The following is a 25,671-nucleotide window of genomic DNA, read 5'->3' as shown; positions in this document are numbered from 1 at the left end:
CATGGGCCTCCTGTTTGATCAGTTCTTTGCCGTGAAAGCATCGGTAAACCCAAGGTCTTTCACATCGTTCAACATCGCCCGACGTTCCGCGCGGGTTGCAACGGGTCCAACCAAAACGCGCCAGACCGACTTGTCCTCGCTTTTCAGTTCCATGACTTCGGCGGCCATGCCATTGCGCCGGATCTTGTCCGCCGCGCTCTTGGCGTTGGATTCTACGCTGAAGGTGCCCGCCTGAACAAAAGGTTTTGCCAACCCACTTGTCGTCGCAGCACTCGCCGTCGCTGGTGCCGCGGCCGTTGGTTCAGAGGCCTCGATGGCCGCTGCCGCTCCGGCAATCGGGTCCAGAGGCGTTTCGGTGATTGCGTTAGGGTCTTTCTTTTGCCACCACTTGCGCTTGGCCGGTTTTTCAGCCGGTGCCGTCAGTTCGGGATCCGACAATGCTGCCGTCTGTGTTTCTGACGAAGGGGATTCGGTCTCGGCAGCCGCTGCGGTTGCTGCGCCAGCTGCAGCGACTGCAGTCTCGTCGCTTGGCTTTTTCTGCCACCATTTGCGTTTGGCCGGTTTCTCTGGGGCTGGGGCCTCATTCGCGGCCAATTCACTGGTCGGGGCTTCTGCATTGGTCGGGGCTTCTGCACTGGGCGCATCTTCATTCGACGATGCAGCAACGGCAGCCCCAGCAACGACTGCAGCTCCGGTCGCTGCTTCGGTGCTTGGCTTTTTCTGCCACCATTTCCGCTTTTGAGGCTTTTCAGCAGCGCCCGTTTCCGACGCTTCTGCGGTTTCGGTTGTTTCCGAACTCTCTGCACTATCTGTCTCTTCGGCAGGTTCCGCGGCGACAGGTGCAGGGGGTTCTTCAATAGCCTCACGTCGCAACGCGACAACCTGCACCCTGGTTGGAGCACCAGCCAGCATTCCCAATTGCTCGGCAGCGGATGACGAGACCTGCAGCGCGGGTCCTGGCAAATTCCGCTCACGGCGGAACAGGGCACCCGTTACCGATTTGTTGTTGGCTGTATTCTTGATTAGCACCCGCTCGGGTTGAGTCACATCGGGATGCGCCACCCAGATACCACCCAGCGATGGCCGCCCGTCCCACAATCCTGCTTCGGTGACCTGAAAAACCTCGGGGGCTTCAACATCGCGCTGATTGGTCGCGGCAGCCTCGGGGAACAGTTCGAACCGGTTTGTGTTGTCCGCATCTTCGGCGGCCGTATCCTCAGGCGGGTCCTCTGTAGTAAGTAGCCCTTCTTCGCATCCTGCCAATGCTGCCATCGTCACGACCAAAATTGCCAGCCGTTGTGGCCCAAAGCGTGTGCCCGTAGCTCGCTCCATTTTCTCAATCCCTTGCCTGACAAGGCCATTCCGGCCGCGCCCCACCGCGTCATTGCTGGTTCTTGTTGCCAGTCTTGTGCGGTCTTTCCCGCAGATCATAGCGCGGGCATCGGGCCATGGAAAGACTGCTACATTCGCTTCGGCAAGATTTCCCGCTTTATGGCTTGCCTCCGCGCTCAACTCGTCATAGACCCAGCCTCACGCGGGGAGGTGGCAGAGTGGTCGAATGCGGCGGTCTTGAAAACCGTTGAACGTGAGAGCGTTCCCAGGGTTCGAATCCCTGTCTCCCCGCCACTCATACCCGTCTCACTTCAGTCGAATTTTCTGATCCAGAATTGTGCCGTAATTCCCGCGCGTTGGCGAATGCGCTTTCAATCAGAGACTGAGCAGACCGTACACTCAGAGTGCAATTCAGGCCCAAGTCTCAGTGCCGCATTTTGGCGGGGTCGCTTTGGGCTGGATTTCCCTGATACCCGGCAATTTACAGGGAATTTCTGCAAACCAAGTCTGGAACCCGACATTTCAGATGTCACAACTCTATTTTTTCCAATAGCTTAGGCTGCAAATTCCCTAAATCATGGAACAGGGAATTTTCTCGTGGGAACAGGGAATTGTTCCGACGGATCAGGGAGGGCGAACCCCGTATCAGGGACGCAGGATCTGAAGCTATCAAAAGCCGAACTGGCGTTCCTGTTCGGACCAATCAAGTGGGTGGGTCACGCTGACCAGACGCTTGAGTGTGAGTTCGGGCGGCTGGGTGCCGTCGAGAATCGCGGCCTGAATCTTCGGGGAGAGAAAGGCGAGCTGGGCGCGGGTGCGGATGAAGGCGCCGGGGACGCTTTCGCGGCGTGCGATCTCCATCAGTTGAACTCCGGCTTTTAGATCGCGCGCCCAGCCATGGGCGCGGATCAGCATGGACCGGAGGTGAGGATCGGGTTCGCCCGGCAGGCATTCGGTGCTGGCAACGCCATCGCACGTTCAATTGCACATGTGTCGTCACACTTGGATGCGCCGGTCTCGATTGACGATATGGCAAGCCGAGCGGGCATGAGCCGGGCCGTCTTCCATCGTAAATTCAAGCAGGTCACGACGATGACTCCAATCCAGTTCGTCAAGACGATGCGCCTCAACAACGCCGCCATGAAGATCGCGGGCGGGATGCCTGTGAACGAAGCCGCAATGGACGTTGGTTACGTCAGCCCGTCCCAGTTCAGTCGCGAGTTCAGGCGCATGTATGGGCAATCGCCGAGGCAATGGGGTGAGGTACAGACACTACTGGTTAAAGTTGCTTGAGGCAGACTTGCGTCCGCTCAGCAGACGTTCAACGAGTTTAGAGGAACGTCTGCCTTGAGCCCAATGCCGACACAAGACTTACATTGATGGTGGTTCTATCGTGTCGCGACCCATATACCGCGAAAACTTAGGTTTAGTTTCTGCGCCGCAACTTTCGTCCGAAGTTTATCTGGTAATAATGTCTATCGCCAATTCGGCTTATCGCCAAACGCGTTTGCTTCTTGGTCACTTGGCTGTACGAAAAAGTAAATTAGCACCAGAACACCTATCAACGGAACGAAACCTATCAACAGCCACCATCCTGATCTGCCGGTATCGTGCAATCGCCTTGCACCTACCGCAAGGTTGGGAAGAATTACTGCGAGGCTCACCAAAACTGACAGCGGTTGACCTGCATTCTCATCGCCAATCTGAAAGCCAAGTAATGGCGCAATGAACAAAGCGTCCAGAATGCCAACAACAATTAAGACCAGAAGAAGAGAAAGAAACCACCACCAGTACTCTGGTCGCGACGCGCGCCCTGAAAACGTGGCATAATTGGAAAGAACTTTCCCTGTGGCAGCAATCATGTTTCCCAATGCCCGACCTCCCTCACAAAAAGAACTCAACTATTTCATTTCAGTATAGTCTTCAAAACCGTCTACGGAACCATCCTTAATGGTGCAGTTTCCCGCCCGTCTGACCCTGGGGTCGTCCCAATACACATTCCAGAAAACAACATACTGGTTTTCGTTTTCCCAACCAGGGAAAACACTTATTGCCGCATTTGGTAGACTAGAAAAATGTGGGACGTTCCAAACGTAATCATGACACGCAGTCAACGCCTCTGTTGTTTGACGATCGAATGCGGCCGCAGGCACACCGATCAGTGCGAGAATGAAGATTCCTGTTGCCGTTCTCATTTGCCTCTCTTCCTTTAAACATAACTGAATTGATCGCGGTTGAGTTCAAAACTTGCCCAGATAGTACCGGATACCCTAGCGTGAAACCTAACCCTCACGCAAAAACTAAGTCTTTGATTGCGCTTCAACACGAGCAAAGAATGAGTAAACAAGCAGCCGTTCACACAGGCTTGGCGAAAGTCCGCTTTGTCCTGCATACCGGTCGTTTGCTGCAACTTGCTTGAATGTCCACTGTGCGGACTTTTCTGTCGTTCGCTTACCAGATGCCGAAGCCCGCTTTACGCACCTTGCAACAGCAGCAGATAGGTGCGCGGTTTTCGCAGCAAACTGAGACTGGTTCAGAATTTTTCTGACAGCACTTGGCAGCTTCTTCAATTGTACTTTTTGCGTCCAATGTGCGCTGATATCATGTTGACTGGAAGATGGGTATTGTCCACTTCTAAAGCAGCCAGATAGGAAACCTGTCTCAAGCTTTACTCAGACAACAAAGCGCCGCTTAGGTCAAAATGCTTCGGGAACATTGCGCGCAGAAAACGAAAAACAATTCTCATCGCTTCGTCGCGGTCAAATGAATCCGGGTGGAGTAGGTAATCGGTCCACATGCCTTCCAGCATTGCGAGTGTGCCGTGTGTAGCGTCCCTAGCAACTTGATTAGGGCGTTCGGTTCCGGCTTCTTTCGCAATTCGAGCGAAAGCGTTGAAAACTAGGTTCCGAAGCTTAGCGTCGCGGGTATCTGAAAACGCAGCGATTGCTGTTCTATTTCGGGCCTCGCCTCGAAACGCGTACCAAATGGAAACGTTTTTCTTATTGAGAATGGTTTCACTTAAGTCGCCCCGAACAATCATCTCAATATGTTCCTGTCCGGTTTGCCCGGTCGTTTCCAACAAGTCGTAAATTCCGTTGTAGTATTGTTCGGAGGAGTAGCGGGCGGCTTCGTCAACCAAGTTGTCCTTGCCACCGAAATGAAGATGAATCATGCCACGGGACAACTCGGCGCGTTGAATGATTTCACTGACGGAGGTTTCGGAAATCCCTTTTTCTGCGACCGAGTCGAGTACTGCCTCGATCAGGGAAAGGCGGTTTCGCTCGCGTATTTCTTGTCGTCTTCCAGTCATTGGATCAGGCGGCTCTGTTTGTTTTCAGTCTCTTGCGGTCCCTTCTAACGGCCAGTGTGAAATTGGCCATCCCCGGTTGCGAATTTATCAGTTGACACAACTAGTCCAAAAATTCCAGATTTAAATGGACGATTGTCCATTTTGTGATCGACATGGTCGCGCCACCAAAAAAGCAAAGTTCAGCAGGGAAGCATGGCCGGAGTACTACGAAGTGAAACGGGCAAGGGCCTCGCACTGAGCGCACCTGCGACGCTCTACGTCGGTCTGCTTGTCGTCGTGCCGCTTTGCATTCTCGTCGCATACAGTTTTTGGACCCAGAACTATGTCGAGATCGACCGGACCTTGACTTGGGCAAACTACCAAGAGGCGTTTACCGACCCATTGGTTCGACACCTAATGTTCCGTTCGGTCGCAATTGCAGGCGCGGTGACATTGGCAACTGTTTGTCTGGCCTATCCGATTGCATACTTCATCGCGTTTCGGACACAGAAGAAGACCTTCTGGCTGTTGCTGATCACTATTCCCTTTTGGAGCAGCTACCTTCTGCGCGTGTTCAGCTGGAAACTAATTCTTGGCTTCAATGGGGTGTTGAATTCTGCGCTGATTTCACTTGGTTTGATACAAGAGCCGCTGACATTCTTGCTCTACAACGAATTCGCTGTTGTCCTTACGCTCGCCCACGCCTGGGCACCGTTTGCTATCCTGCCGATCTATGTATCGCTGCAAAAGATCGACCGCAGCCTATTGGAGGCTGCAACCGACCTTGGCTGCAACAAGCTTGAAAGGTTCGTTCGCGTGACACTGCCTCTGACGGTGCCGGGGGTCATTGCGGCCTGTCTGATCATTTTCATCCCAACGGTGGGCGATTACGTCACTCCGGCCTTAGTCGGTGGATCGCAGGGCAAAATGGTGGCGAACTTGATCCAAGTGCAGTTTGGTGCCGCCAATAACTGGCCGTTGGGTGCAACCCTGTCTCTTCTTGCCATGCTTTCAGTCGGCTGCGTTGCAATCCTGTTCGTGATGGTCGTTACCGCATTGGGCCGGAGGATCAGATGACCAAGGCATTTCGTTTCTCATGGTTGCTGTTTTATGCGATTGCTTATCTGGTGTTTCTCTACCTGCCGGTTTTGCTATTGCCACTGTTTTCGTTCAACGACGGAACTATCGTAGCCTTTCCACTAAAGGGATTCACCTTGAAGTGGTACGCCCAGTTGGGGCAGCAGGACACTCTGCTACAGGCTATGGTGAACTCGTTGATCGTCGGCAGTGTGACCGCCCTGATGGCGACGTCTCTGGGTCTGTTCGCCGCGCGCGCCTATGTCCGCTATCGGTTCACGGGGCGTGAGTTGTCTGAGGGACTGGTCATGCTTCCACTGGTCATTCCCGGCATCATCGTGGCCAGTTCGATGCTGGTCCTGTTCATCAGCATCGGCTTGAAGCCATCGCTGACCACCGTGATCCTTGGGCATGTGTTTGTGGCGTTGCCATTTTCCGTGTCGATTATGAAATCTGCATTTGACGATTTCGACCAGTCCTTGGAGGAGGCTGCATTCGATCTTGGTGAAAGCGTCGTGGGAACGTTTCGGCGTGTTACCCTCCCAATCGTAGCGCCGGGTATTGTCGCCAGCCTTTTGGTCACGTTTACGGTGTCGTTTGACGAGTTCGTCCTGGCCTTTTTCTTATCCGGGAACAGCCCGACATTGCCGGTCTATATCTGGAGCCAGATCCGCTTCCCGGCAAAATTGCCCAACACGTTGGCCCTAGGATCGCTGCTTTTGCTGTCCTCGGTGCTGCTGTTGTTGATCGCCGAATACTTCCGCCGCCGTTCCATCCAATCGTCAGATTGAAGCCAAAGGAAACGAATAAGATGAGCGAACAGAACATCATCGAAATTCAGGGCGTCGAAAAACGCTTTGGTTCCTTTGTGGCTGTGTCCGATCTGAACCTGACCTTGAAAGAGGGTGAGTTCTTTTCGCTGCTTGGCCCTTCGGGATGCGGCAAGACGACGGCTTTGCGCATCATCGCGGGTTTTCAAGATCACGAAGAAGGCGAGATCCGGATCGATGGTCGAACGATGGGAGAGGTGCCTGCGAACAAGCGTCCCACCAATATGGTGTTCCAAAGTTATGCGATCTTTCCTCACCTGAATGTCGGCGACAATGTTGGCTTCGGATTACGCAAGACCAAGCTTTCGCGGCAGGAAATTAAAGAACGCGTTGCCGAGGCGCTTGAGATGGTTGAACTGGGCGGCCTGCAGGACCGTAAGGCCAACGAATTGTCGGGAGGTCAGCGGCAACGAGTAGCGCTCGCCCGCGCACTCGTCATGCGACCCAAGGTTTTACTGCTAGATGAGCCTTTATCTGCGTTGGACAAGAATCTGCGCGAAGCGATGCAATTGGAAATGCGCCGCCTTCAGCAGAAGCTTGGAATAACTTTTGTAATGGTCACGCATGACCAGTACGAGGCGATGACCATGTCCGACCGTATTGGCGTCATGTTTGGGGGGCAGCTCAAGCAGGTGGATAAGCCAGAGGTCCTGTATTCCCAACCGTGTAACCGGGAAGTGGCTTCTTTCATCGGTGGAATGAACTTTCTGGATGCCGTAGTGACTGCAGAGAATGCTGAAACGCTTGAAGTCAACGTTAAGGGCTTAGGGAAGATGGAAATCGGGGTGAACCCCAACGTCCAGGTGCATGACAAGGAACTTCTTGTCGGCGTTCGTCCTGAGCAATTGGAAATCAGTGCGGAAAAGCCGGATGGGTACGATGCTCTTGTTCAGGGCGAGGTTTCGGACGTCGCCTTTTATGGAGAGAGTGTCCACTATTATGTGCGCGTCGATGGTCTGAAAGACAGTATCGCCGTCGCAGTACCAAACTACTTTCACACGGTCGATCACACGCGCGGCGATACCGTCTGGCTTGGCGTTCAAAGCGCCTCGGTGATTGACTTGGGTAAACGTGAATCTTTGGGAGGAGACAAATGAATAAAACAGCATCACTTATGGCAGCAGTAGTTGCCACCTTTGCCGCCAGCCAAACTCTGGCGAACGCCGCTGATCTGACCGTTTTTGACTGGTCCGGATATGAGGATCAGGGCTTTTACGGCGACTATGTCGAAAAATACGGCGGCGCGCCTAGCTACACCTATTTTGGCAGCGTGGAAGAAGCGTTCACAAAGCTTCAGTCCGGTTTTGAAGCTGATTTGGCCCATCCCTGCACGGATGCCCTGAGAAAGTGGGTAGCGGCAGACATGATCAAGCCGATTGACACCAGCAAGCTGGAAAACTGGGACAAGCTGATGCCCAAGATCAAAGAGGTCGATGGCATCACCATTGATGGGCAGACCTACATGGTTCCGTTCGAATGGGGCAATACTGGTCTTATCTATCGAACAGATATGATTTCGGCAGATGACGTTTCGCTGCAATTGCTTGCCGATCCTGCATATCAGGGCAAAGTCGCCATTCCGGACGCCGCTTCCAGTGCCTTTGCAATGGCGGCATTGGCAACCGGCGCCTCCAGCTATACCGATATGAGTGACGAGGAATTCCAAAAAGCGGCGGACTACTTGCGCGCGATTCATCCGAACGTGCGCTTTTATTGGTCTGACGCCGGCCAACTGGATCAGGCAATTGCCAGCGGTGAGGTCACGCTGGGTTGGGGATGGAACCAATCGGAACTGAACCTGATCTGGAACGAAACGCCAGCGGTCATGATGCGTGATGTAGACAAAGGTATCGCGACTTGGGTCTGCGGCTATGTGCATCTGAAATCTGCCAAGCAGTCGGATGAGCAAGTCTATGACATGCTGAACGCGCTCAGCTCTGCGGCAAGCGGTAAATACATTATTGAAAGCTGGGGTTACGCCCACGCCAACGAAGACGCTTTTGCACAGGCAGACCCAGAGCTGATCGAAACCTACGGGTTTTCGGATGTGGACAGCTTCTTTGAAGGCAGCCTGTTCTTTGACGCTGTTAACCCCGAGCTGGAGGCCAAGATGTTGAAGGAATTCGAGCGCATTAAAGCTGGCTTCTAAGGGCACTCTTACAACACACCCGGGAATGGTGGGGAGGTAGAAATCCTTCCATTCCCACGAACCAATTTCCAATTTCCTTGGAGGAAGCGCGGCAATGTCAGGCGCTGACGAGTATTCTGTTCTCTTCGAACCGGTCAAGATCGGGCCAGTAACGGCTCGAAACCGGTTCTACCAGGTGCCCCACTGCAATGGTTTGGGTCATTTGCGACCTCAGGCCGAAGCTGCCATGCGGGCGATGAAAGCCGAGGGCGGTTGGGCAGTGGTGTCTACTCAGGAGGCCGAGATTCATCCGACTTCGGATTTGTCTCCTTATTCTGAAAACCGAATTTGGGACGATCAGGATATTCCCGCACTGCGTCTGATAACCAACTCAATTCATGAGAAGGGCTCGCTCGCGGCAATCCAATTGGCGCATAACGGGCACCATGCCCAAAACCACCTGACCCGCGCGCCTCTGCTGGCCCCATCAGAACTTGTCTTGCAGACTCCATACCCGAAACAGGCAAGGGCAATGGACAAGGCTGACATTCGAGAATTTCGCAAGTGGCATCGCGCGGCGGCTCGTCGTTCGCGCGAAGCCGGGTTCGACATTGTGTATGTCTATGCGGGGCATCACATGACATTGCCTCATCATTTTCTGCTGCCACAGTTCAATGATCGGACGGATGAATATGGAGGTTCGTTGGAGAACCGGGTGCGACTTACCCGCGAGCTTCTGGAAGAAACCAAGGAAGAGGTCGGAGATGATTGCGCCATTGCCCTTCGGTTCGCGGTTGATGAAATGCTCGGGTCAGAGGGGATGCAAGCGCAGGAAGAAGGCCGTGCAGTAGTCGAATTGCTGGCCGAGCTTCCAGACCTTTGGGATGTTAATGTGGCGGATTGGAGCAACGACTCTGCTACGACCCGGTTCGAGCCCCGCGACGGCTTTCAGACCTCATATATCGAGTTCGTGAAACAGGTGACTTCTAAGCCTGTTGTGGGCGTCGGGCGCCTTACGTCGCCGGACTTGATGGCGTCACTGGTCAGGAAGGGCATCCTTGATTTTATCGGCGCGGCGCGACCATCCATCGCCGATCCGTTTCTGCCTAACAAAATTAGGGAAGATCGCATCGAAGAAATACGTGAGTGTATCGGTTGCAATATCTGTGTTTCATCCGACTCTCTCGGCGTCCCAATACGCTGCACTCAAAACCCGACTATGGGTGAAGAGTGGCGGAGGAAATGGCATCCTGAGATCATTGATCGTCGGGTAAACGAGGAAGCTGCGCTTGTTGTCGGCAGCGGACCAGCCGGACTTGAATGCGCCATGCAATTGGCGCGGCGGGGCTACGAGGTAACTCTGGCGGAAGCAAAGCAAGAGTTCGGCGGCCGTGTGATGCAGGAAGCTGCCCTGACCGGGCTATCCGCTTGGAAGCGCGTGACAGATCACAGAATCTACGACCTGCAACAACGCGGGAACGTTCAACTGTTCACCGACAGCCGTTTGTCAGCAAGTGAGGTCATCGAGTTGGGTATACCGAACGTCTTTGTTGCAACCGGCGCAAAATGGCGGCGAGACGGGCGCGGGAAATCTGCATTTCACGGTGTATCAATCGGTTTAGGTTCTCAGATTTTCACTCCGGATGACATTGTGGCCGGAGTCATGCCGCAGGACGGCCCGATTGTGGTCTACGATGATGATCAAGCCTATCTCGGTGGAGTCTTGGCTGATCATTTGGCTCAGGTTGGGCGAGAGGTTGTCTTTGTAACGCCGGCCTCAATAGTTTCGCCGTTTACCGAATTGACGTTGGAGCAGACTAAAGTGCAACGCAGTCTGTTGGAAAAAGGCGTTCGTCTGAACCTGTCCCAGACCTTGGCCGGTATCGCGCCCGGCCAGGCGACATTGCAGTGCGTCTACACGGGGCGAGAGAACTCCATTGAATGCAGCTCTGTGGTACTGGTGACGCAGCGAATGCGAGAAACCACTCTTTACGACGAGCTTTGCGGTTTGACGGCAAGTCCGCTGAAAACGTTGGAATTAATCGGAGATGCCGCAAACCCCGGCTTGATCGCGGATGCTGTATATTCGGGTCACATGGCTGCCCGGAATTTCGAACGTAACGCGGACGACATCGACCGTGAATTCTTCCGCCGGGAAGTCATTTCCCTTGAGTCTGCATGAGGTGCGCAATGCCAAAAGATGACCTGCAAGTAATGCGCGATTTGATGGACGCGCAACAGGAAGGGTTCGCCCTGCCTCGTCACTTCTATACGTCTCAAGCAGTATACGAGAACGATATCGGCGCGTTCTGGAACCGTAACTGGATCTGGGTCGGCCATGTTAGTCAGCTCGCAGAACCGGGGGACTTTTTCCTGTTCGACTATGGGCCCGAGTCCATCATCATCGTTCGGGATCGCGAAGGTGAGGTGCGCGCGCATCTGAACGTTTGCCGCCACCGGGGATCGCGGGTTTGCATTGAACGGAAAGGCAAGGCACGCAATTTCATCTGCCCCTATCATGCGTGGACTTTTGATCTGAACGGCAAGCTACGAAACGGGCGTTCAATGGGGTCGAATTTCGACCCGGGCCAATACGGATTGCTCCCGGTTCAGGTGAAGATATTCCAAGGTCTGATTTTTGTCTGCGCAGCTGAAGACGCCCCGCCGCTAGATGCTGCGTTGGTGCAGTTGGCCCCACTGTCAAAACCGTTCGAATTTGAAAACCTGAAGGTCGCTCATGAAGCCTCATACCCAGTTCCAGCAAATTGGAAACTGGCTTTGGAGAATTACCTGGAATGCTACCACTGCGCGCCGTCTCATCAGGACTATTCGCGCAGCCATTCGTTGAAAGACCCCGCTCAGGTTCTGGAGTTCAGCGGCGCACTTCATGAGCGGATGAAAGAAGCCGGAGTGCCCGTTGAGGAGCTGGACCTGACCGGAGATAACGCGCTCGCCCCGGGTGCAGATGTCTATTGGCGCCGCTACCCGCTGTTTCCCGGCTATTTGACCGGTAGTAAGGATGGCGCTTCGCTGGCGCCGCCTTTGGGTGAACTGAAAGGTCACGATGGCGGTGCCACCGATCTGGGGATCGGGACGCTGAACTACTTCCTTGTTTATGCAGATCACATGGTTGGCTACCGGTTCGTCCCACGCGCGCTGCAGGAAACGGATATTCAAATCGTCTGGTATGTGCGCGGCGATGCTGAAGAAGGTCGGGACTATAACAAGGATGCCATTACATGGCTCTGGCATGTCACGTCGCTCGATGATGAGCGGATCATCCGTCACAACCAAGAGGGCGTGAACTCCCACCGCTTCGTGCCGGGACCGCTGTCCGAGATGGAATGGAGCATTCCGGGTTTCTATCGCAATTACTTCAGCATGATCTGACACGCTCAGAATTCGGAGAAATACTATGACAGAATTAACGAAACGCAGATCAAGACGGCGCGGGGGTGGGCGCGAAGCACGTGCAGCCGTGCGAACCAGCAACGTCGCTTCGCAAGCGATCTGGCCGGGCATTTCGGGTGGGCGCTACAAGCCCCTTTCAGATGCTGACATGTCAAATATTCACGAGGCCGCCCTTAGCATTCTGGAGCGTACGGGCGTCGGTGATCCAACGCAGGAAGTTCTCGATCTCGTGCTGTCCAAAGGGGCGACGTTGAACGAGCATGGTAGGCTGTGCTTTCCTCGCGCGTTGATGGAAGATCTTTTGGCTAAGGCGGCCCGTGAGTTCTATGTCCATGCACGCGGATCGCGGGCCGGTAAGGATGACATGCACTGCACCAAAGACAAGGTGTACTATGCGAACTCCGGCACCGCTGTGACAACGTTTGATGCGGAAACTCGCAGTTACCGGCCGTCGACGCTCAAAGACATTTACGACTTTACCCGATTGGTTGACCGGCTCGATAATATCCACATGACCGGTGATACGGTTTTGGCAACGGATGTGCCACAGGACTACGAGCACGACATGAGCATGCTCTACGCCATTCTGGCGGGTAGCGAAAAACCATCTTGCCTGACGTTCCGTACTCGAGAGCATATTCAGGACGCGATTCATCTGTTCGATCTGGCATCAGGCGGGGAGGGTAAATTCCTCGAGAAACCCTCAGTCATTTTTGGCGGTTGTCCCATAGTATCCCCGCTCCGGTTTGGGCGGGAAAACTTGGAGATCCTGATTGATACAGCGAAGATGGGGCTTGTCTGCGATTTAGCTGTTCCGCCACAGGCTGGGGCGACGTCGCCTGCGCCTCTGGCCGGGACTTTGGCGCAAGCCGTAGCCGAGACCCTATCTTGCGTCGCAATTGCCAACCTGATTAACCCGGGCACCCCCGTCGTCTTTGCAGCTTGGCCGTTTATTACTGACCTGCGAACTGGTTCATTTACGGGTGGCAGTGGTGAGCAAGCATTGATATCCGCGGCGGCTATCCAAATGGGCAATTTCTACAACCTGCCGACCAGCGTTGGTTGCGGCATGACGGATTCCAAGATTCCTGACGCACAATATGGTCTGGAAAAGGCGTTGACTTTCGCATTAGCGGCTCATGCTGGGGCCAACAGGCTCTGCGAATTTGGCGGTATGCTCGGCAGCCTGATGGGTTGCAGCTTTGAGTCCATGGTCATCGACAACGAGGCCGCGGGTATGATCTCACGAACCCTGCGTGGTATCGAGGTGAGCGACGACACTCTGTCGGTTGACGTCATCCACGAATGTGCAATTGATCCCGGTCATTTCCTCGGCAACACGCAGACCTTGCAATACATGGAGACTGAGTATGTCTATCCAACCCTGATGGATCGGGAGCTAACCGATACTTGGCAAAAAGCCGGTCGTCAGGATATGTTTGAACGGAGCCGGTCAGTCGTGAACGACATTCTATCCAATCACTATCCAAACTATTTTGGCAGCAAGGCGGATGCGGAGGTTCGGTCCAAGTTCCCGATCAAATTGCCACCAGAGGTGATGCGGGCAGGTTAAACGCAGCGCACTTAAGCGAAGGCATAGCAACCATGAAAATCGCGATGGCGCGCCGAGGCAGTTCCTAAGGTTTAAATATACCCTGCTGCTTTAGGTCTTCGGTTGCCAGCTGGATACCTTTTTCAAGGACGTCGAACATCTGGTTCAACTCGCCTTCGGTAATGATCAGAGGTGGGGAAAACACGCACATGTTGATGATCGGCCGCAGAATCAGCCCGTTCTCCTGACAATGATGATCAATCAAAGCGCCGACAGATTTATCTAGGTCCAGTGCATTATCTGCTTTTGCGTCTGCAACACATTCGACGCAGCCAACGAGCCCCATGCCGCGCGCGTCACCGACGAGCGGCAAATCTGCCAGAGCCTGGAGGCGCTCTTCGAAGAGCGGCGTGATTGCGCGGACATGTTCCAGAACGCCGTCGCGCTCCATGATTTCAATCGTCTTCAGGCCTGCCGCCGCGCTTACTGGATGGCCTGAGTAAGTGAAGCCGTTTGAAAACGTAGCGTTCTGCGCATTGTCTCCGCTTACATCTGCAATCAGCCGGTCAGAGATGATACAAGCCCCCATGGGTACGTACCCAGACGTCATGCCTTTGGCGCAGGTTATGATGTCGGGCTTAATCCCAAAGACGTCTTCTGAAGCAAACCAATGTCCAAGCCGCCCAAATCCGGTTACGACCTCGTCTGAAATATACAGGACATCGTATTTCCGGCAGATTTCAAGACAGCGCTGATGATACCCCTGCGGAGGCACAATGACGCCACCAGAGCACAGTATCGGTTCAGCGATGAAGGCAGCGACCTTGTCTGCTCCGGTTTGCAGTATCATGTTCTCCAGATCTGCAATTTTTTCGTCCAGAAAGTCATCGACCGTCTGATCGGGGCGACGTATATACGGATTCACGTTCGGCAAAAACCGCGTCAGGTCCGAGGCTTGGTCCAACCACCCTTTGTCGCGCTCTTTTCCGGATACCGAGGCCGCCAAATAGGTCGATCCGTGATATGCTTTCTGGCGCGAGATCACGATTTTCTTTTGAGGTTCTCCCAACAGGTTATTGCGAAATTGTACAAACCGCAGAGCGCTATCCACGGCCGTTGAACCACCGGTCGTGAAGAACACATGGTTCAAATCGCCCGGCGTTCTCTTGGCGATTTCATGTGCCAAACGGGCCGGAGTTGAGTTGGCGTTGTTGAAGGGCGAAAAATACGCCATCTGTTTCGCCTGCTGAGCCATCGCATCGGCAATCTCGTTGTTTCCATAGCCCAATTGAATGCACCACATGCCAGCAGGGCCGTCTATCAGGCGCTTTCCGTCCTCTGTGACGACATGAACGCCAAGGCCGCTTTCGGCAAAGGTTCGTTCATTTTGGCCAAGGTGTGACATCCCTTCCCAAGGGTGCAGGAAATGTTCGTTGTCCCATTCTCGTATTGACCGAAAGTCGGAGTTGAAAAGGGTCATGCAGCACCTTAATGTAATATAAATCACAAAATGAACAAGCATTTATTCAATGTCAATCCTTGAACTGTCTTAACGCTAAATGCGAGAAGACAAAGGAGACTACCCCAGCGAAGGAGAAATAAGATTAATCTCGAGCGTGATATACCAACCAATGCCCGAGACCTGGGTAAATTGCAGAACCGAAAGCTGCTGATCCAATCGGCTGCGGACGCCATTTATAGATACGGAATACGCGGAACAACTTCGGCAAGAATCCAAGAATTGTCGGGATTATCGCAAGGGATGGTCAACCTACACTTTGGTTCCAAGGAAAAGCTGCTGCTTGCAGTGGCTGAGGAATTGTCAGTCCGATACGCGGAGCAGTGGACGGCCATTGCAGTCAATCCAGAGTTAGACCCGGCAGACAAGCTAGTCTCTATCATAAAGGCAGATTTCGACCCATTGGTCCTAAATGCGCGGGACGTCGCGATCTGGTTTTCCTTTCGGGCTGAAGCGCTCTCGAACCCGAACATATTTCCTTTCATCGACTCGCGCGACAAAGGTTTCCGCGCGGTGATCCTGGAGTTGTTGGAACAAATAAAGGGTGAAGGCGAATACGAGGATGTAAGCGCCAAACTTGCAACAGACGCGTTGGTTGCTTTGTTGGAAGGGCTTTGGACCGACTACCATTTGCACTCAGATATCTTCAACCCCTCCGAGGCTTTGAAGATCTGCCTGTTTGTGCTGCAATCGATGTTTCCTAAACACTTTGGCACTCGGTCGATCCGCGGGAGTAGGTGACTGGGAACTAGCCACGGGCAATCACGAACCCGTTCGAGTCTTGTGGTTCAATCGGCGCAAGTCGTTGATCATTGCTTTGGCCAGAGAGACGCACATCAGTAGCAAGACGACGCTAAACGGCAATGCCCCGATGATCATCGAATTGGTCAATGCTTCCAATCCGCCGCCGCCAGCGATCAGCAGAGTTCCAATTACTAGAGTCAGAAGAACGCCCCAAAGGATACGATGAAGAAGGCCGGTGTTTTCAGACCCGCCGGACATGATCGTGTTCATCACAAGGATGCCAGAGTCGGCGGACGTGACAAGGAATGTCATGGTTAAGAGCACACACATGACACTCACTACCGCAAGCAAGTTGCCCGATATCATTTCCCCCAATGTGACGAACAGTGTTGCCGTCGTTGAAGCTGCGAGGATTGATCCATTTGCATCCCCATTTAGTTCCAGATCGATGGCCGCTCCACCCAGAATGGCCATCCACGCGAAACAAACGAGGGACGGGGCAATGACCGCGCCAAATATGAACTCGCGTACGGTTCGCCCTCTGGAGATACGCGCAAGGAAAAGGCCGACAAAGGGCGAAAACGCGATCCACCATGCCCAATAAAATGTAGTCCATCCGGCCTGCCATCCGAACAACCTGCCTCGTGTACCCGCGTCATAAGCTGCAGTCTTGGTCGCATCAGAAAGATCGGCTGTATCGTTGCTCAAACCCTCAAGATAGGTTGTTTTTGTTCCCCATGGATCAGTTGCACCCGCGAAGAGTTCGCCGATGAAGGGCGCGGCCTCCGCTGGCAATACGGAGCCAAACTCGCCTTCGGAAATCGGTCGAAAAGCTTGGAAACTCAGCGGGACAAAGTTTTTGATATAGTCAACCAGCGCTGTGGCGTAGGTCGTCGCCGCAAAAGCGAGTGAACCATAAACAATGAATACCGCCAGCAATACCAGTGAAAAGAGAAGATTAATATTTGACAAGTATTTGACACCACGCCCCACGCCAGAGACGGCTGAGAGTGTCGACATAATCATAACAACGATCAACGCCGTAATTAGGCCGGCGGTCGACGGGATCACTTTGGTTACTTCTTTTTCAACAAGCCAATTCGCACCGGTAATTAGAAACGCACCGTCCACCAATTGAGAAACGCCATAACCGATCGTTACCGCCACGCCGAGTATTGTCGCAACGACGCCGAGTACATCGACCACATGGCCTGCAACACCGTTTGAGTATTCTCCAAGCAATGGGGTCAGTGCGGTGCGGATTGTTAGCGGCATGCCTCTTGTAAACGCATAATAGGCAAGGCTAAGGCCGGTGACGACGTATATTGCCCAGGCGTGAAATCCGGTGTGCAAAAAGGTATAGCGGTAGGCTCCATCAATAGCGTCCTCGCTTTTGGGTGCGACTTCCCCGGAAATAGTCAATGGATTTGTTTCCCAAAGGCCGAGTGGTTCGGCGGTTGCATAGACCATTAGGCCCACGCCTAGACCCGCCCCAAACATCATCGAAAACCAAGAGAAGTTTGAAAATTCCGGTTTCTCATCTTCTAAACCCAGCCTCATCCGGCCGGTTGAAGGTATGAGCGCGATAAGGAAAAGGAAAAATACAAATAATCCAACGGAAAGGTTGTAAAATGTGTTGAACTCGGCCAGCACTCCTGACTTCCAGGATCGCAGTTTATCGTTCGCAGATAGTGGCCAAACCAGCGCCCAGAGAACGAGCAGAGAAACCGAAAGTTTGCTTACCAGCGCAATCGGCAGGCTATATCCTTTGTAAAAGCCAGTTCCCTGAGTTCTTATTTTGAGTTCTGTGAAAGGTTCTTCAAGCGCCATATTTTCCCGGTCTTACATAAATTGACTGCTTTGCACGCCGCGGTGTCAGGCGCTGGGTTTCAGACTATTTCAATTCCAGCCAGATTAGGAGTGTAGCAGCGGGATTGGTCTTGTCAGAAGAACTTTGATTGAGCGGGGTAGGGTTGTTGCGTAGCTTTTGCCCATGATCGGACCTGCCTATTTCAAATACTTCAAAACCAGTCCCGAGGTCATCCGCCTTGCGGTGATGCTGTGCATCCGTTTCCCTCTCTTGCTTCGGAATGTCGAAGATCTGCTGCATGAGCGAAGCATCGACATAAGCCACGAGATTGTCCGATATTGGTGGAACGGCCTTGTCAGAAGAACTTGGCTTGAGGCGGGCAGGGCGGTTGCGTAGCTTTTTCCCATGACCAGACCTGCCTCTTTCAAGTACTTCAAAACCAGCCCCGAGATCATCCGCTTTGCGGTGATGCTGTACATCCGTTTCCCGCTCTCGCTTCGGAATGTCGAAGATCTGTTGCACGAGCGAGGCATCGACGCGAGCCACGAAACTGTCCGATATTGGTGGAACAGGTTTGGTCCAATGTTTGCAGCTGAGATCCGACGGAAGCGTGTTCAACACCTGCGCGCCTTCTCCAAATGGAAGTGGCACGTTGACGAGGCTATCGTGAAGGTGAATGGCAAGCGGCATTATCTTTGGCGGGATGTTGATCACGAAGGTGAGGTGCTGGAAGCCGTTGTAACGAAGCGCCGTAACAAAGCTGCAGCGCTGAAATTCCTTAAGAAATTGATGAAGCGACACGGTTGCGCCGAAGAGATCGTCACAGATCGCTTCGCTTCCTACAAGGCTGCGCTCAGAGAAATGGGCGCGCTTGAAAAACAAAGGACGGGCAGGTGGCTCAACAACCGCGTCGAGAATTCGCACCTGCCGTTTCGACGACGCGAACGCGCGATGCAACGATTCAGGCGCATGCGAAGTTTGCAGAAATTCGCCTCCGTCCATTCCTCGGTCCACAACCACTTCAACCAGGAAAGATCGCTCACCAGCCGGGACACCTTCAAGCTGACACGCGCCGCCGCTCTTAGCGAGTGGCGTCAGCTTTGTTCCGGATAGGTTCGCGGTTTCCGCAGCAAACTGAGACTGGTTCGAATTAGTCTGACAGCACCGATCAGGACACGCTGGATACCAAGCGTCGTGAAATGGGCGCAGCTGTGTTCAATTGCCAGTATCAGCAGAACCCGGTTGCGCCAGACGGATCGCCGCTGCGCTGGGAATGGTTCGGGACCTACGAGACCATCGAAGATCGTCGCTGGTTCCAACTGGTTGTTCAAAGCTGGGATACGGGGATGTCTGCGGATCCGCGATCCGACTTCTCGGCCTGTACGACCTGGGGGTTCCGAGAAAATGCGTGGTATCTTATCGACGTCTGGCGCGGGCAGGTAGACTACCCAGACCTAAAAGCCAAGGCACTGCAGCTTGTCGGTCGTTGGGATCCCGATCGTGTTCTGATCGAAGATGCTGCCCCAGGCAAACCGCTATTGGACGAGCTGTTTCGTGATAACCGTCGGCGCTACGAACGCATTAAACCCGACAAAGACAAGGAAACCCGGTTCCAGTCCGCTTGCGGTCCTGTCGAAGAGGGCAAGGTGTATCTGCCTGCAGACGCACCCTGGCTACCGGTATTCAAACGAGAGCTTCAGTCCTTTCCACGCGGGCGCAACGACGATCAGGTCGACAGCTTTGCCCATTTTCTGAACTGGTCCAAGGGACCGGGCTTCTACCGGGCATTGGGCCGGGACCACCGGATCAACATCGAACGTCGGGAGCGCAATCGAGAGAGGGTCAGACGGCGGTAGAACCTCAGCGTCAAGCTTGAAAACTCGTTGAATATTGCTGGGAGGGCCGATGTCGGACCAATCCTGAGAGCGGCCCCAATGACCGCTCGCAACCACAAACCAGTCTCATCGCCAATGCCGTCGGATGACTGCTTCGAGCCCACTTTGACCGATGCTGCTCGATGCCCCAATGACAGCAATGCGCAGAAAGCTGACTTTGCAAAGTTTCGCGTGCCTAACCTGACCGGCCCAGATGGTCGGAGGCTCTTCGTGGAAGTGCGGCAGTATCGATTGTTGGCCTATTTGAAGTAAATTTAGGTGCGGAGCATTGTCGGGCTACGTCGGCCAACGTAATCGCCAGGGAATAAAGCAATACGAAATCCAATTATCCAGATGACAATTGAGGAACTTTTGGTCGATTAATCTCATTGTCCGAGCAAAACCCACCAAGTGAGCTTCAGCGCTGCTTTCGTTTAACCGAAATAATGCATCCAGAGTGTTTTGGATGCCGTGCAGGGACATCTCGTGCCATAGCGTCCACGTTTCCGAGGTGCCGCAACGCTCCGTTGTTGAGCAATACGCCTCGCCCAGCATCATACCGGCGCTGTCCGAATCCGCTGGCAACACATTCCCAGTTTTCCTTGGCCGCCGCGTTGCGGAATCTCGGTAGGTCGTGCGGGTCATGCCGTCCCGGTGTCGCTGCGACGTGATCGTGTTTCTTTGAGTTGCTTTGGTGACTTAAGTGGTGGGTCACTTGTGTTGAGCCAGGTTGCTGAACAGTACCGGTTGTTGGCCTCGGCCTAGGGCGCATGATTGTCACGACACCTTGTGGATTCTTATGTCCTGGGACGGCTATGTGAGTTGCCGTAGGTCTTGGTGTCAACTGTGGAACCTGGCCAGGAACCGCTATGGGAACCTGATTAGGAGTCGCGGACGGGACGAGCGGTGGCACAGCAGTTTGGCCGGTAGGCTGAGGAGGAATCTGACCAGGAACGGCGACTGGTATTTGGTTGGGTGTCGCGGTTGGCACAAGGGGCGGCACATTAGGCTGAGGCGGCACCTGGCCAGGGACAGCTATCGGAACTTGATTAGGAGTCGCAGTCGGAACTTGCGGCGGCACAGTAGCCAATGGCGGAACCTGATTGGGAACGGCTGTCGGAACCTGGTTTGGTGTTGGATTTGGCACCAAGGGCGGAGCTATGATCGGCGCTACGATTGGCGTTGGAACTTGACCGGGAATCGCTATTGGCGTCGCGATAGGAACCCGACCGGGAATTGCATTCGGGACCGCGCCCGGCGCAAGGACCGGCACAGCAACGGAGGTGGGCGTTTGCGGCGTTCCCTGAGGTGGCAACTGATTTGCCACCGGCTGCGTTGGACCGGTAATTTGGTTGCCTGCCCCTTGCCCGCCGGCCTGCCCACATCCTTGGCTCGATTGGTGTGGGTTCCCTACGCCACGGCACCACCCGTAATGATTGCCGCGGGCGACGACCTGCGTGGCGGCCAGCTCTGCGACCAAACAAGCTGCGGAAAGTAAAACAATGCGGTTCCGTTTCATAACATCCTCACCAACTTGTTGTCAGAGCAAGATACGCGCCAGGATCGCCAGAGTCAGTCAACGGACCGTCTCTCAAAGGGACACCGACATATCCGGACAGGAATAGGTTTTGCTTAAACTCAATGTCCAAACCCAGACCTGTCGAGGCCAGTGTAGCACTATCAACTTCAAAACTCGCAGGGTCATTGTTCGAGATGTAGCCCACGTCGAAAAAGACAAAGGGCGTTAAGCGATGAATGCTTTGGGAACTTGGAAAGTAGGAGTGAGACACTTCGAAAATCGCGGAAATCCCGGAATCACCATCCACTTCGTCAAACCGATATCCACGCAAAGCATAACGATCACCAAGGAAGTACTCCTCGACCGAGGGCAGCCGGTCGGTGGTGTACTGCCCCCAAATCTCAGTGCGCCAAGCTGTGTTGGGCGACAAGCTCGTTAGCGGGCTTTCGTATCCAATGCCGCCCCGCAGATGCCAGAACGAAGAGTCTCCGTCGTCAAAATTCGCGTCCGTCGTGTCATTGTCGTTATCGCCAAAAGATAAGGTTAGTCCCGCTTCCAGAGCTTGTCCTTTTGGATAGTTTTGCCCGTAAAGATATGTAAGGCCAACGACACTCGCGTCACTAGACAATGGAACGCCGCCACTGACTGAGTCCGCTTCGGAAAGGCGATAGTCCAGCAGAAGGTACCCATAGCGGGCCACATCGCGGATCACTGGGTAACCCAACGCGACGGTGAAGTTCTCGCCATCAACATCTGTTCTCGCAAAATCCCCCGAGAGGTCACGTTTTGCGTTTATGTTTCCGTAGAAAATCTCACCATACAGGCCATTGCTGTTCAACGGTGCGCGATAGGTAACAGCGCCCCACAATGAATGTTCGTCGTCTTTGTCCCAATTGTAGTTGCCTGACCCCTCAAAGCGCAGCAAATCGCCGACGGTCAGCGTCGAATAAAACTCTTGTACGATATAGAAGCTGAGTGCCTCTCCAAGCTCACGCGGAGGGTTGTCGAGTGTCGCACTGCCGGCTTGTTTGCGTAGAGGTTCTCCTAACACTCTCAGCCGAGCACCAGCCTGATCCGGGTAATCAAGTTCGGTCGACACGTCCAAGTCGGGTATGTCCTCGGCTAACATAACGGCCCGCTCAAATCGTTTTAGAGTTATAGGATATGCGGTAGTGAGGGGGCGAAAGATATTTTCCAAGGTTTGGAACGTGCGCGTATCTACCCCCTCTATTTCGATGGTTTGAATACGCCCTTCATCAACAACTATGCTCTGCCCATCGGGACCAGGCCAGGCCTCAGCCAAGAAGTAACCGTCTTCTCGGTAGATCTGCGTAATCGTTGATGCGACATCCGCCGCTGTGATGCGCCCCGACCGGTCAAAGGCCAACTGACCGGCAAACGTTAACAGCTCATCGGTATCATACACCGTTACGCCACTGACAGAGTGCTGGGATGCGATGTCCCAAGTTTGGGCCATGCTGTATTTTGGGACTGATACAATAGCCAAAAAAGTGCAAATGATCGCAATTACAACCGAGTTGGTTACGGGCATTTTCTACAACCTTAGCATGATTGAGCATGTTAAAACCCAATCCTATTACGAGGTTTGAATGTCTGAGCTTACCGGTACTCAAATTTGATCACGACTGGTGCTTTCGAGATACACAGCGACCAGATTACAGTGCGCCTTCGTCGCCCAGGAACTCGATACCAGCTGTCGCACCATCCGTGTAAGCAATACAATTCCAAGGAGCACGATCCTCACCAACGCCGACAGTGACTTGTGTTCCAGCTTCGCTAAACGCGGACGAGAGCACAACCACTTGCGAATTGTTCGTGGTTTTGGCCACATCTCGCAAACATGCCTGCTGAGCGGGTGTGGGTTCGGCGGACGCGCTAGACGTACTCGTTTCATCACATGCCGCAAGCAATGCAAACAAAGTTGTGCCTGCAATCATCACTGTCTTTTTGGTCATTTTCTTCTCCATCAGGGTCCATCGAATCTAGTGAAATTGGATGCTCCTTTTTGAAGCGTCCGCTTCTACTCAGCCAATTGAGCACAGCTCGATCCGGTGCTTACCTATCTCAAAGATTTGTCGCCAACGGATTGGTCGGGGGAACGATATCGAGTTGATTGCCGGGGCCGATAACAACGTGGGTCAAATAAAGCTTAGTCGAATTCGCATGTTTGAATCTTATTTTTCATAAATCAACATTTTTTCCGCGCGTAAATTTCGCTACCTTTTTGAAAGATAGGTTTTTGGCGTTCAAACAAAAATAGAAGGCGGGAAAACCCAGAAGGGCGAAGGCGTGCATTTGGGTCCGCGAGGCGTTCTGAGGCCGCACAGAAACTAAGAAAGGATTGAAAAATGGGATTTGGTGAAGCCGTTAAAACGTGTTTCTCGAAATACTTCCAGTTTTCCGGTCGGGCTATACGCTCAGAATACTGGTGGTTCTTCTTGTTTGTGGTTCTCGTGAGTGCGGCTTTAGCTGTGCTGGATACGATCCTATTCGGGACCAACCCTGAAACGGGGCAGGGATCACGGGTTTTGTCCTCTGTTTTCCAACTGGCCGTTCTCATACCTATGCTGGCCGCCGGTTGGCGGAGGCTGCACGATACAGGACGACCTGGCTGGTACTTGCTACTGCCGATGGCGCTCAGCATTGTAACTCTTTTTGTTATGCTGGGTGGGGTGGCGTTCTTCTCGGTATTGGAGCAAGGGACCGAAAACCCCGATGCATTGCGAGGACCTGCGGCCGTCCTGGGCGTGACCGGCATTGTTGTTGTCTCAATTCTTCAATTGGTTCTGTCCATCCTGATGATCTGGTGGCTGACGCGACCTTCCCAAGAAGGCGCAAACGAATACGGCGCACCTGTTTCCTAACCTGGTTGCCCGAGTAACGGGCCGGAAACTCTGGCTGAACGACAGTACGAACCACAACACCATGGAGAGAGAAAATGAGTTTCAAATCGATTTCCATTGGAATGCTACTGATGGCTATGTCGACTACGGCATCAGCGGAGTGGTCGTTCAACTCCGGGCCTAACCCCAATGCTTTTTTTCAGACCGGAAACATGACGCTGGAACTTCAGTGTAATCGTATCCGCTTTGCTCCGGCTGGGTATGAGGATAGCCAGGACATCGTGGAAAAGCAGGGGCTCTCCATTCGATTTTTGAAGAACGGCACCACCGAAGTCGGGGCATTTCAGGTTGGCGCAGAAAACGCTGACGTGCAGATCGTCGACAATTATCCTGTCGAGGTCAGTTTCAATAGTCAGCAGTATTATGGTTTTGTACTGGAACAGCTCGCGGCCAATGCATCCGTTAACCTGTCCATGATTGATCAGGATGTCAGCTACGGAATCTTTGACTTAAAAGGTTCCAGCGCGGCAATTCGGTCGCTTCGCTCCGCCTGCGATTCAGGTGCTAGCCAGGGGGCCTCCTACGAACCCCCAGAAGGCATCGTCTATTGTGGTGGCGGAGCGGTAGAGCGTGTCATCGAACCGGTAATTTTGGACAACCCGGAGGGAGAATGGGACGCGCGAGTAACGGTCAACGGCAAGTCGATCAGAGCCATGACGGCCTACAGTTACTTTGGAAACTATGAGCCTCCCGCCGGATTTGTCGTCGCCCTGCTTGGGGAAGACAGGTCCGAGTTTCTGATTTTTAGCGAAGGCTCGGTAAACTGGCTGGAATACGGGGACTACAGATATGATCAGTGCAATTGATGCCACCTTCCAAACAGCTTCCCAAATAGTGCGTCAATTGAAAGGTTTAGTTTCCAGGTTTGTGCTGGTCTCTGGTCTAGTATGGAACTCACCAGCTGTCGCGGCTGATGTATCGCAACTTCCGCCCGGTTTGCAGGCGAAGGTTGATCTGGCGGCACAGGCCTGCGCGGAGTTCAACGACGGTCAGTTTGACTTAGACTGGGGTGCGGTTGAGAGGGCCGATCTCGACGGAGATCTACGACGCGACTGGGTTCTGAATGAGTCTGGTTTCGCGTGTTCAAGCGCCGCATCTCTTTATTGCGGAACTGGCGGATGCATGTCGCATTTTTGGGTTGGTGAAGAGGTGCACTCCTTGCTCAATCAAGGCTGGACAGTCGTTGATCTTGGGCGCCAACGCGTTGTTGTGGCAGGTATTCATGGATCCAATTGCGACGGAATAAACCCAACGCCTTGCGTTACGGCCAGTGTTTGGGACGCGGAAGCTAAAACGTGGCGCTCGTCTGCTGGTGATTGGGAGTAAACTGCAATTGGGCACCGTATAGAAGCCTGAGAGCCTGTTTGTTCGATGGGTTCTCTGTAGCATGCAAACTTTTGGGCGAAGTTTCAGCATATTAATTTATAAAATCAATCTTATACATGTAGCAGTTTAAACGCACCTACACCCAGTCTCGGAAATTGCAAAATCTTGTTACGAATGTCCGCTTCGGGCTGCGTGCGGCCAATCATGCTAACAGCAGACAACGATGGCACCGAGCCCAATTCAGTCGTTTACAGCAGACAACATGATTTCCTGAACGTCGCGCATGTCCTAGTCAATGGCTTGGTGCAAAACTGAAAAGCGTGATTGTGAATGCCT

The 25,671-nt window shown here is 53.5% G+C and carries 23 protein-coding genes, 1 tRNA gene and 1 pseudogene; 16 read left to right on the top strand and 9 right to left on the bottom strand.

The genetic code is table 11. From position 1 onward, the window contains the following. Positions 1–18: 18 nt before the first annotated feature. Positions 19–1,332 carry an SPOR domain-containing protein gene (locus tag ACR0JG_RS14580; RefSeq protein WP_170635360.1) on the bottom strand — a complete coding sequence of 438 codons (1,314 nt, stop codon included), beginning with the start codon at positions 1,330–1,332 and terminating at the stop codon, positions 19–21. Between the two features lie 204 nt (positions 1,333–1,536). Between ACR0JG_RS14580 and ACR0JG_RS14575 the strand changes: the two genes are divergently transcribed. After that, a tRNA-Ser gene (locus tag ACR0JG_RS14575) sits at positions 1,537–1,626 on the top strand. A gap of 375 nt (positions 1,627–2,001) precedes the next feature. Here the strand turns inward: ACR0JG_RS14575 and ACR0JG_RS14570 are convergent. Further along, on the bottom strand, positions 2,002–2,247 hold the full coding sequence (locus ACR0JG_RS14570; RefSeq protein WP_480570648.1) for a hypothetical protein: 246 nt from the start codon (positions 2,245–2,247) through the stop codon (positions 2,002–2,004). A gap of 9 nt (positions 2,248–2,256) precedes the next feature. Between ACR0JG_RS14570 and ACR0JG_RS14565 the strand changes: the two genes are divergently transcribed. After that, positions 2,257–2,625, top strand: coding sequence for a helix-turn-helix transcriptional regulator (locus ACR0JG_RS14565; protein ID WP_480570645.1), 369 nt, complete (start codon positions 2,257–2,259; stop codon positions 2,623–2,625). A 182-nt stretch (positions 2,626–2,807) separates the two neighbouring features. On the opposite strand, the gene ACR0JG_RS14560 is transcribed toward ACR0JG_RS14565, so the two are convergent. The 3 genes from ACR0JG_RS14560 to ACR0JG_RS14550 all read right to left on the bottom strand — a co-directional run bounded on the left by ACR0JG_RS14560 (position 2,808) and on the right by ACR0JG_RS14550 (position 4,642). Continuing rightward, positions 2,808–3,194, bottom strand: a complete 387-nt coding sequence (locus tag ACR0JG_RS14560) for a DUF805 domain-containing protein (protein ID WP_170567776.1) — start codon at positions 3,192–3,194, stop codon at positions 2,808–2,810. Positions 3,195–3,233: 39 nt separating this feature from the next. Continuing rightward, positions 3,234–3,527 carry a hypothetical protein gene (locus ACR0JG_RS14555; RefSeq protein WP_170567765.1) on the bottom strand — a complete coding sequence of 98 codons (294 nt, stop codon included), beginning with the start codon at positions 3,525–3,527 and terminating at the stop codon, positions 3,234–3,236. Positions 3,528–4,000: 473 nt separating this feature from the next. Beyond that, complete coding sequence (locus ACR0JG_RS14550; RefSeq protein ID WP_170565532.1) at positions 4,001–4,642, bottom strand: TetR family transcriptional regulator C-terminal domain-containing protein; 642 nt, start codon at positions 4,640–4,642, stop codon at positions 4,001–4,003. Between the two features lie 192 nt (positions 4,643–4,834). Here ACR0JG_RS14550 and ACR0JG_RS14545 point away from each other — a divergent pair, with 192 nt between their 5' ends. From ACR0JG_RS14545 to ACR0JG_RS14515, 7 genes are all read left to right on the top strand, one after another. Further along, positions 4,835–5,698, top strand: a complete 864-nt coding sequence (locus tag ACR0JG_RS14545; protein ID WP_170565529.1) for an ABC transporter permease — start codon at positions 4,835–4,837, stop codon at positions 5,696–5,698. Continuing rightward, positions 5,695–6,489: an ABC transporter permease gene (locus tag ACR0JG_RS14540; protein ID WP_170565526.1), complete on the top strand. Its 795-nt coding sequence runs from the start codon at positions 5,695–5,697 to the stop codon at positions 6,487–6,489. The genes ACR0JG_RS14545 and ACR0JG_RS14540 overlap by 4 nt, the downstream gene beginning before the upstream one ends. A gap of 20 nt (positions 6,490–6,509) precedes the next feature. Then, complete coding sequence (locus tag ACR0JG_RS14535; RefSeq protein ID WP_170565523.1) at positions 6,510–7,625, top strand: ABC transporter ATP-binding protein; 1,116 nt, start codon at positions 6,510–6,512, stop codon at positions 7,623–7,625. Continuing rightward, positions 7,622–8,677, top strand: coding sequence for an ABC transporter substrate-binding protein (locus ACR0JG_RS14530; protein WP_170565520.1), 1,056 nt, complete (start codon positions 7,622–7,624; stop codon positions 8,675–8,677). The genes ACR0JG_RS14535 and ACR0JG_RS14530 overlap by 4 nt, the downstream gene beginning before the upstream one ends. Before the next feature lie 94 nt (positions 8,678–8,771). Beyond that, a complete protein-coding gene (locus tag ACR0JG_RS14525) occupies positions 8,772–10,838 on the top strand; it encodes an oxidoreductase (protein ID WP_480570642.1) in 2,067 nt (688 codons plus the stop codon). An 8-nt stretch (positions 10,839–10,846) separates the two neighbouring features. After that, positions 10,847–12,046, top strand: coding sequence for an aromatic ring-hydroxylating dioxygenase subunit alpha (locus ACR0JG_RS14520; RefSeq protein ID WP_170565514.1), 1,200 nt, complete (start codon positions 10,847–10,849; stop codon positions 12,044–12,046). A gap of 25 nt (positions 12,047–12,071) precedes the next feature. Further along, the gene (locus ACR0JG_RS14515) at positions 12,072–13,640 is read left to right on the top strand and encodes a trimethylamine methyltransferase family protein (protein WP_170565509.1); all 1,569 of its coding nucleotides are present in this window, start codon (positions 12,072–12,074) and stop codon (positions 13,638–13,640) included. A gap of 64 nt (positions 13,641–13,704) precedes the next feature. Here the strand turns inward: ACR0JG_RS14515 and ACR0JG_RS14510 are convergent, their stop codons facing one another. Then, on the bottom strand, positions 13,705–15,099 hold the full coding sequence (locus tag ACR0JG_RS14510) for an aminotransferase (RefSeq protein WP_170565507.1): 1,395 nt from the start codon (positions 15,097–15,099) through the stop codon (positions 13,705–13,707). A 171-nt stretch (positions 15,100–15,270) separates the two neighbouring features. Between ACR0JG_RS14510 and ACR0JG_RS14505 the strand changes: the two genes are divergently transcribed. Then, entirely contained in the window at positions 15,271–15,879 is a 609-nt protein-coding gene (locus ACR0JG_RS14505; protein ID WP_170565504.1) for a TetR/AcrR family transcriptional regulator, read from the top strand. A 21-nt stretch (positions 15,880–15,900) separates the two neighbouring features. Here ACR0JG_RS14505 and ACR0JG_RS14500 read toward each other — a convergent pair whose 3' ends face one another. After that, a complete protein-coding gene (locus ACR0JG_RS14500; RefSeq protein ID WP_170565501.1) occupies positions 15,901–17,712 on the bottom strand; it encodes a BCCT family transporter in 1,812 nt (603 codons plus the stop codon). Between the two features lie 163 nt (positions 17,713–17,875). Here ACR0JG_RS14500 and ACR0JG_RS14495 point away from each other — a divergent pair. The 3 genes and pseudogenes from ACR0JG_RS14495 to terL all read left to right on the top strand — a co-directional run. After that, positions 17,876–18,040: pseudogene (locus ACR0JG_RS14495) on the top strand (IS6 family transposase); the annotation flags it as partial. A gap of 57 nt (positions 18,041–18,097) precedes the next feature. After that, complete coding sequence (locus ACR0JG_RS14490) at positions 18,098–18,805, top strand: IS6 family transposase (RefSeq protein ID WP_170565495.1); 708 nt, start codon at positions 18,098–18,100, stop codon at positions 18,803–18,805. A gap of 86 nt (positions 18,806–18,891) precedes the next feature. Beyond that, entirely contained in the window at positions 18,892–19,548 is a 657-nt protein-coding gene (gene terL / locus ACR0JG_RS14485) for a phage terminase large subunit (protein WP_170565491.1), read from the top strand. A 1,544-nt stretch (positions 19,549–21,092) separates the two neighbouring features. Here terL and ACR0JG_RS14480 read toward each other — a convergent pair. After that, positions 21,093–22,562 carry a ShlB/FhaC/HecB family hemolysin secretion/activation protein gene (locus ACR0JG_RS14480; RefSeq protein ID WP_170791961.1) on the bottom strand — a complete coding sequence of 490 codons (1,470 nt, stop codon included), beginning with the start codon at positions 22,560–22,562 and terminating at the stop codon, positions 21,093–21,095. A 199-nt stretch (positions 22,563–22,761) separates the two neighbouring features. Continuing rightward, positions 22,762–23,061: a hypothetical protein gene (locus ACR0JG_RS14475; RefSeq protein WP_170471152.1), complete on the bottom strand. Its 300-nt coding sequence runs from the start codon at positions 23,059–23,061 to the stop codon at positions 22,762–22,764. 393 nt (positions 23,062–23,454) lie between these two features. Between ACR0JG_RS14475 and ACR0JG_RS14470 the strand changes: the two genes are divergently transcribed. The 3 genes from ACR0JG_RS14470 to ACR0JG_RS14460 all read left to right on the top strand — a co-directional run bounded on the left by ACR0JG_RS14470 (position 23,455) and on the right by ACR0JG_RS14460 (position 25,335). Then, entirely contained in the window at positions 23,455–23,970 is a 516-nt protein-coding gene (locus ACR0JG_RS14470; protein ID WP_117870863.1) for a DUF805 domain-containing protein, read from the top strand. 74 nt (positions 23,971–24,044) lie between these two features. Beyond that, positions 24,045–24,815, top strand: a complete 771-nt coding sequence (locus ACR0JG_RS14465; RefSeq protein WP_480570638.1) for a hypothetical protein — start codon at positions 24,045–24,047, stop codon at positions 24,813–24,815. Beyond that, positions 24,799–25,335, top strand: a complete 537-nt coding sequence (locus ACR0JG_RS14460; protein WP_480570635.1) for a hypothetical protein — start codon at positions 24,799–24,801, stop codon at positions 25,333–25,335. Before ACR0JG_RS14465 ends, ACR0JG_RS14460 begins: the two co-directional genes overlap by 17 nt. Positions 25,336–25,671 lie beyond the last annotated feature (336 nt).

The organism is Ruegeria sp. AD5, assembly GCF_056542345.1.
The sequence above is the reverse complement of the archived record's forward strand: the minus strand, read 5'-3'. Positions and strand labels throughout refer to the sequence as shown.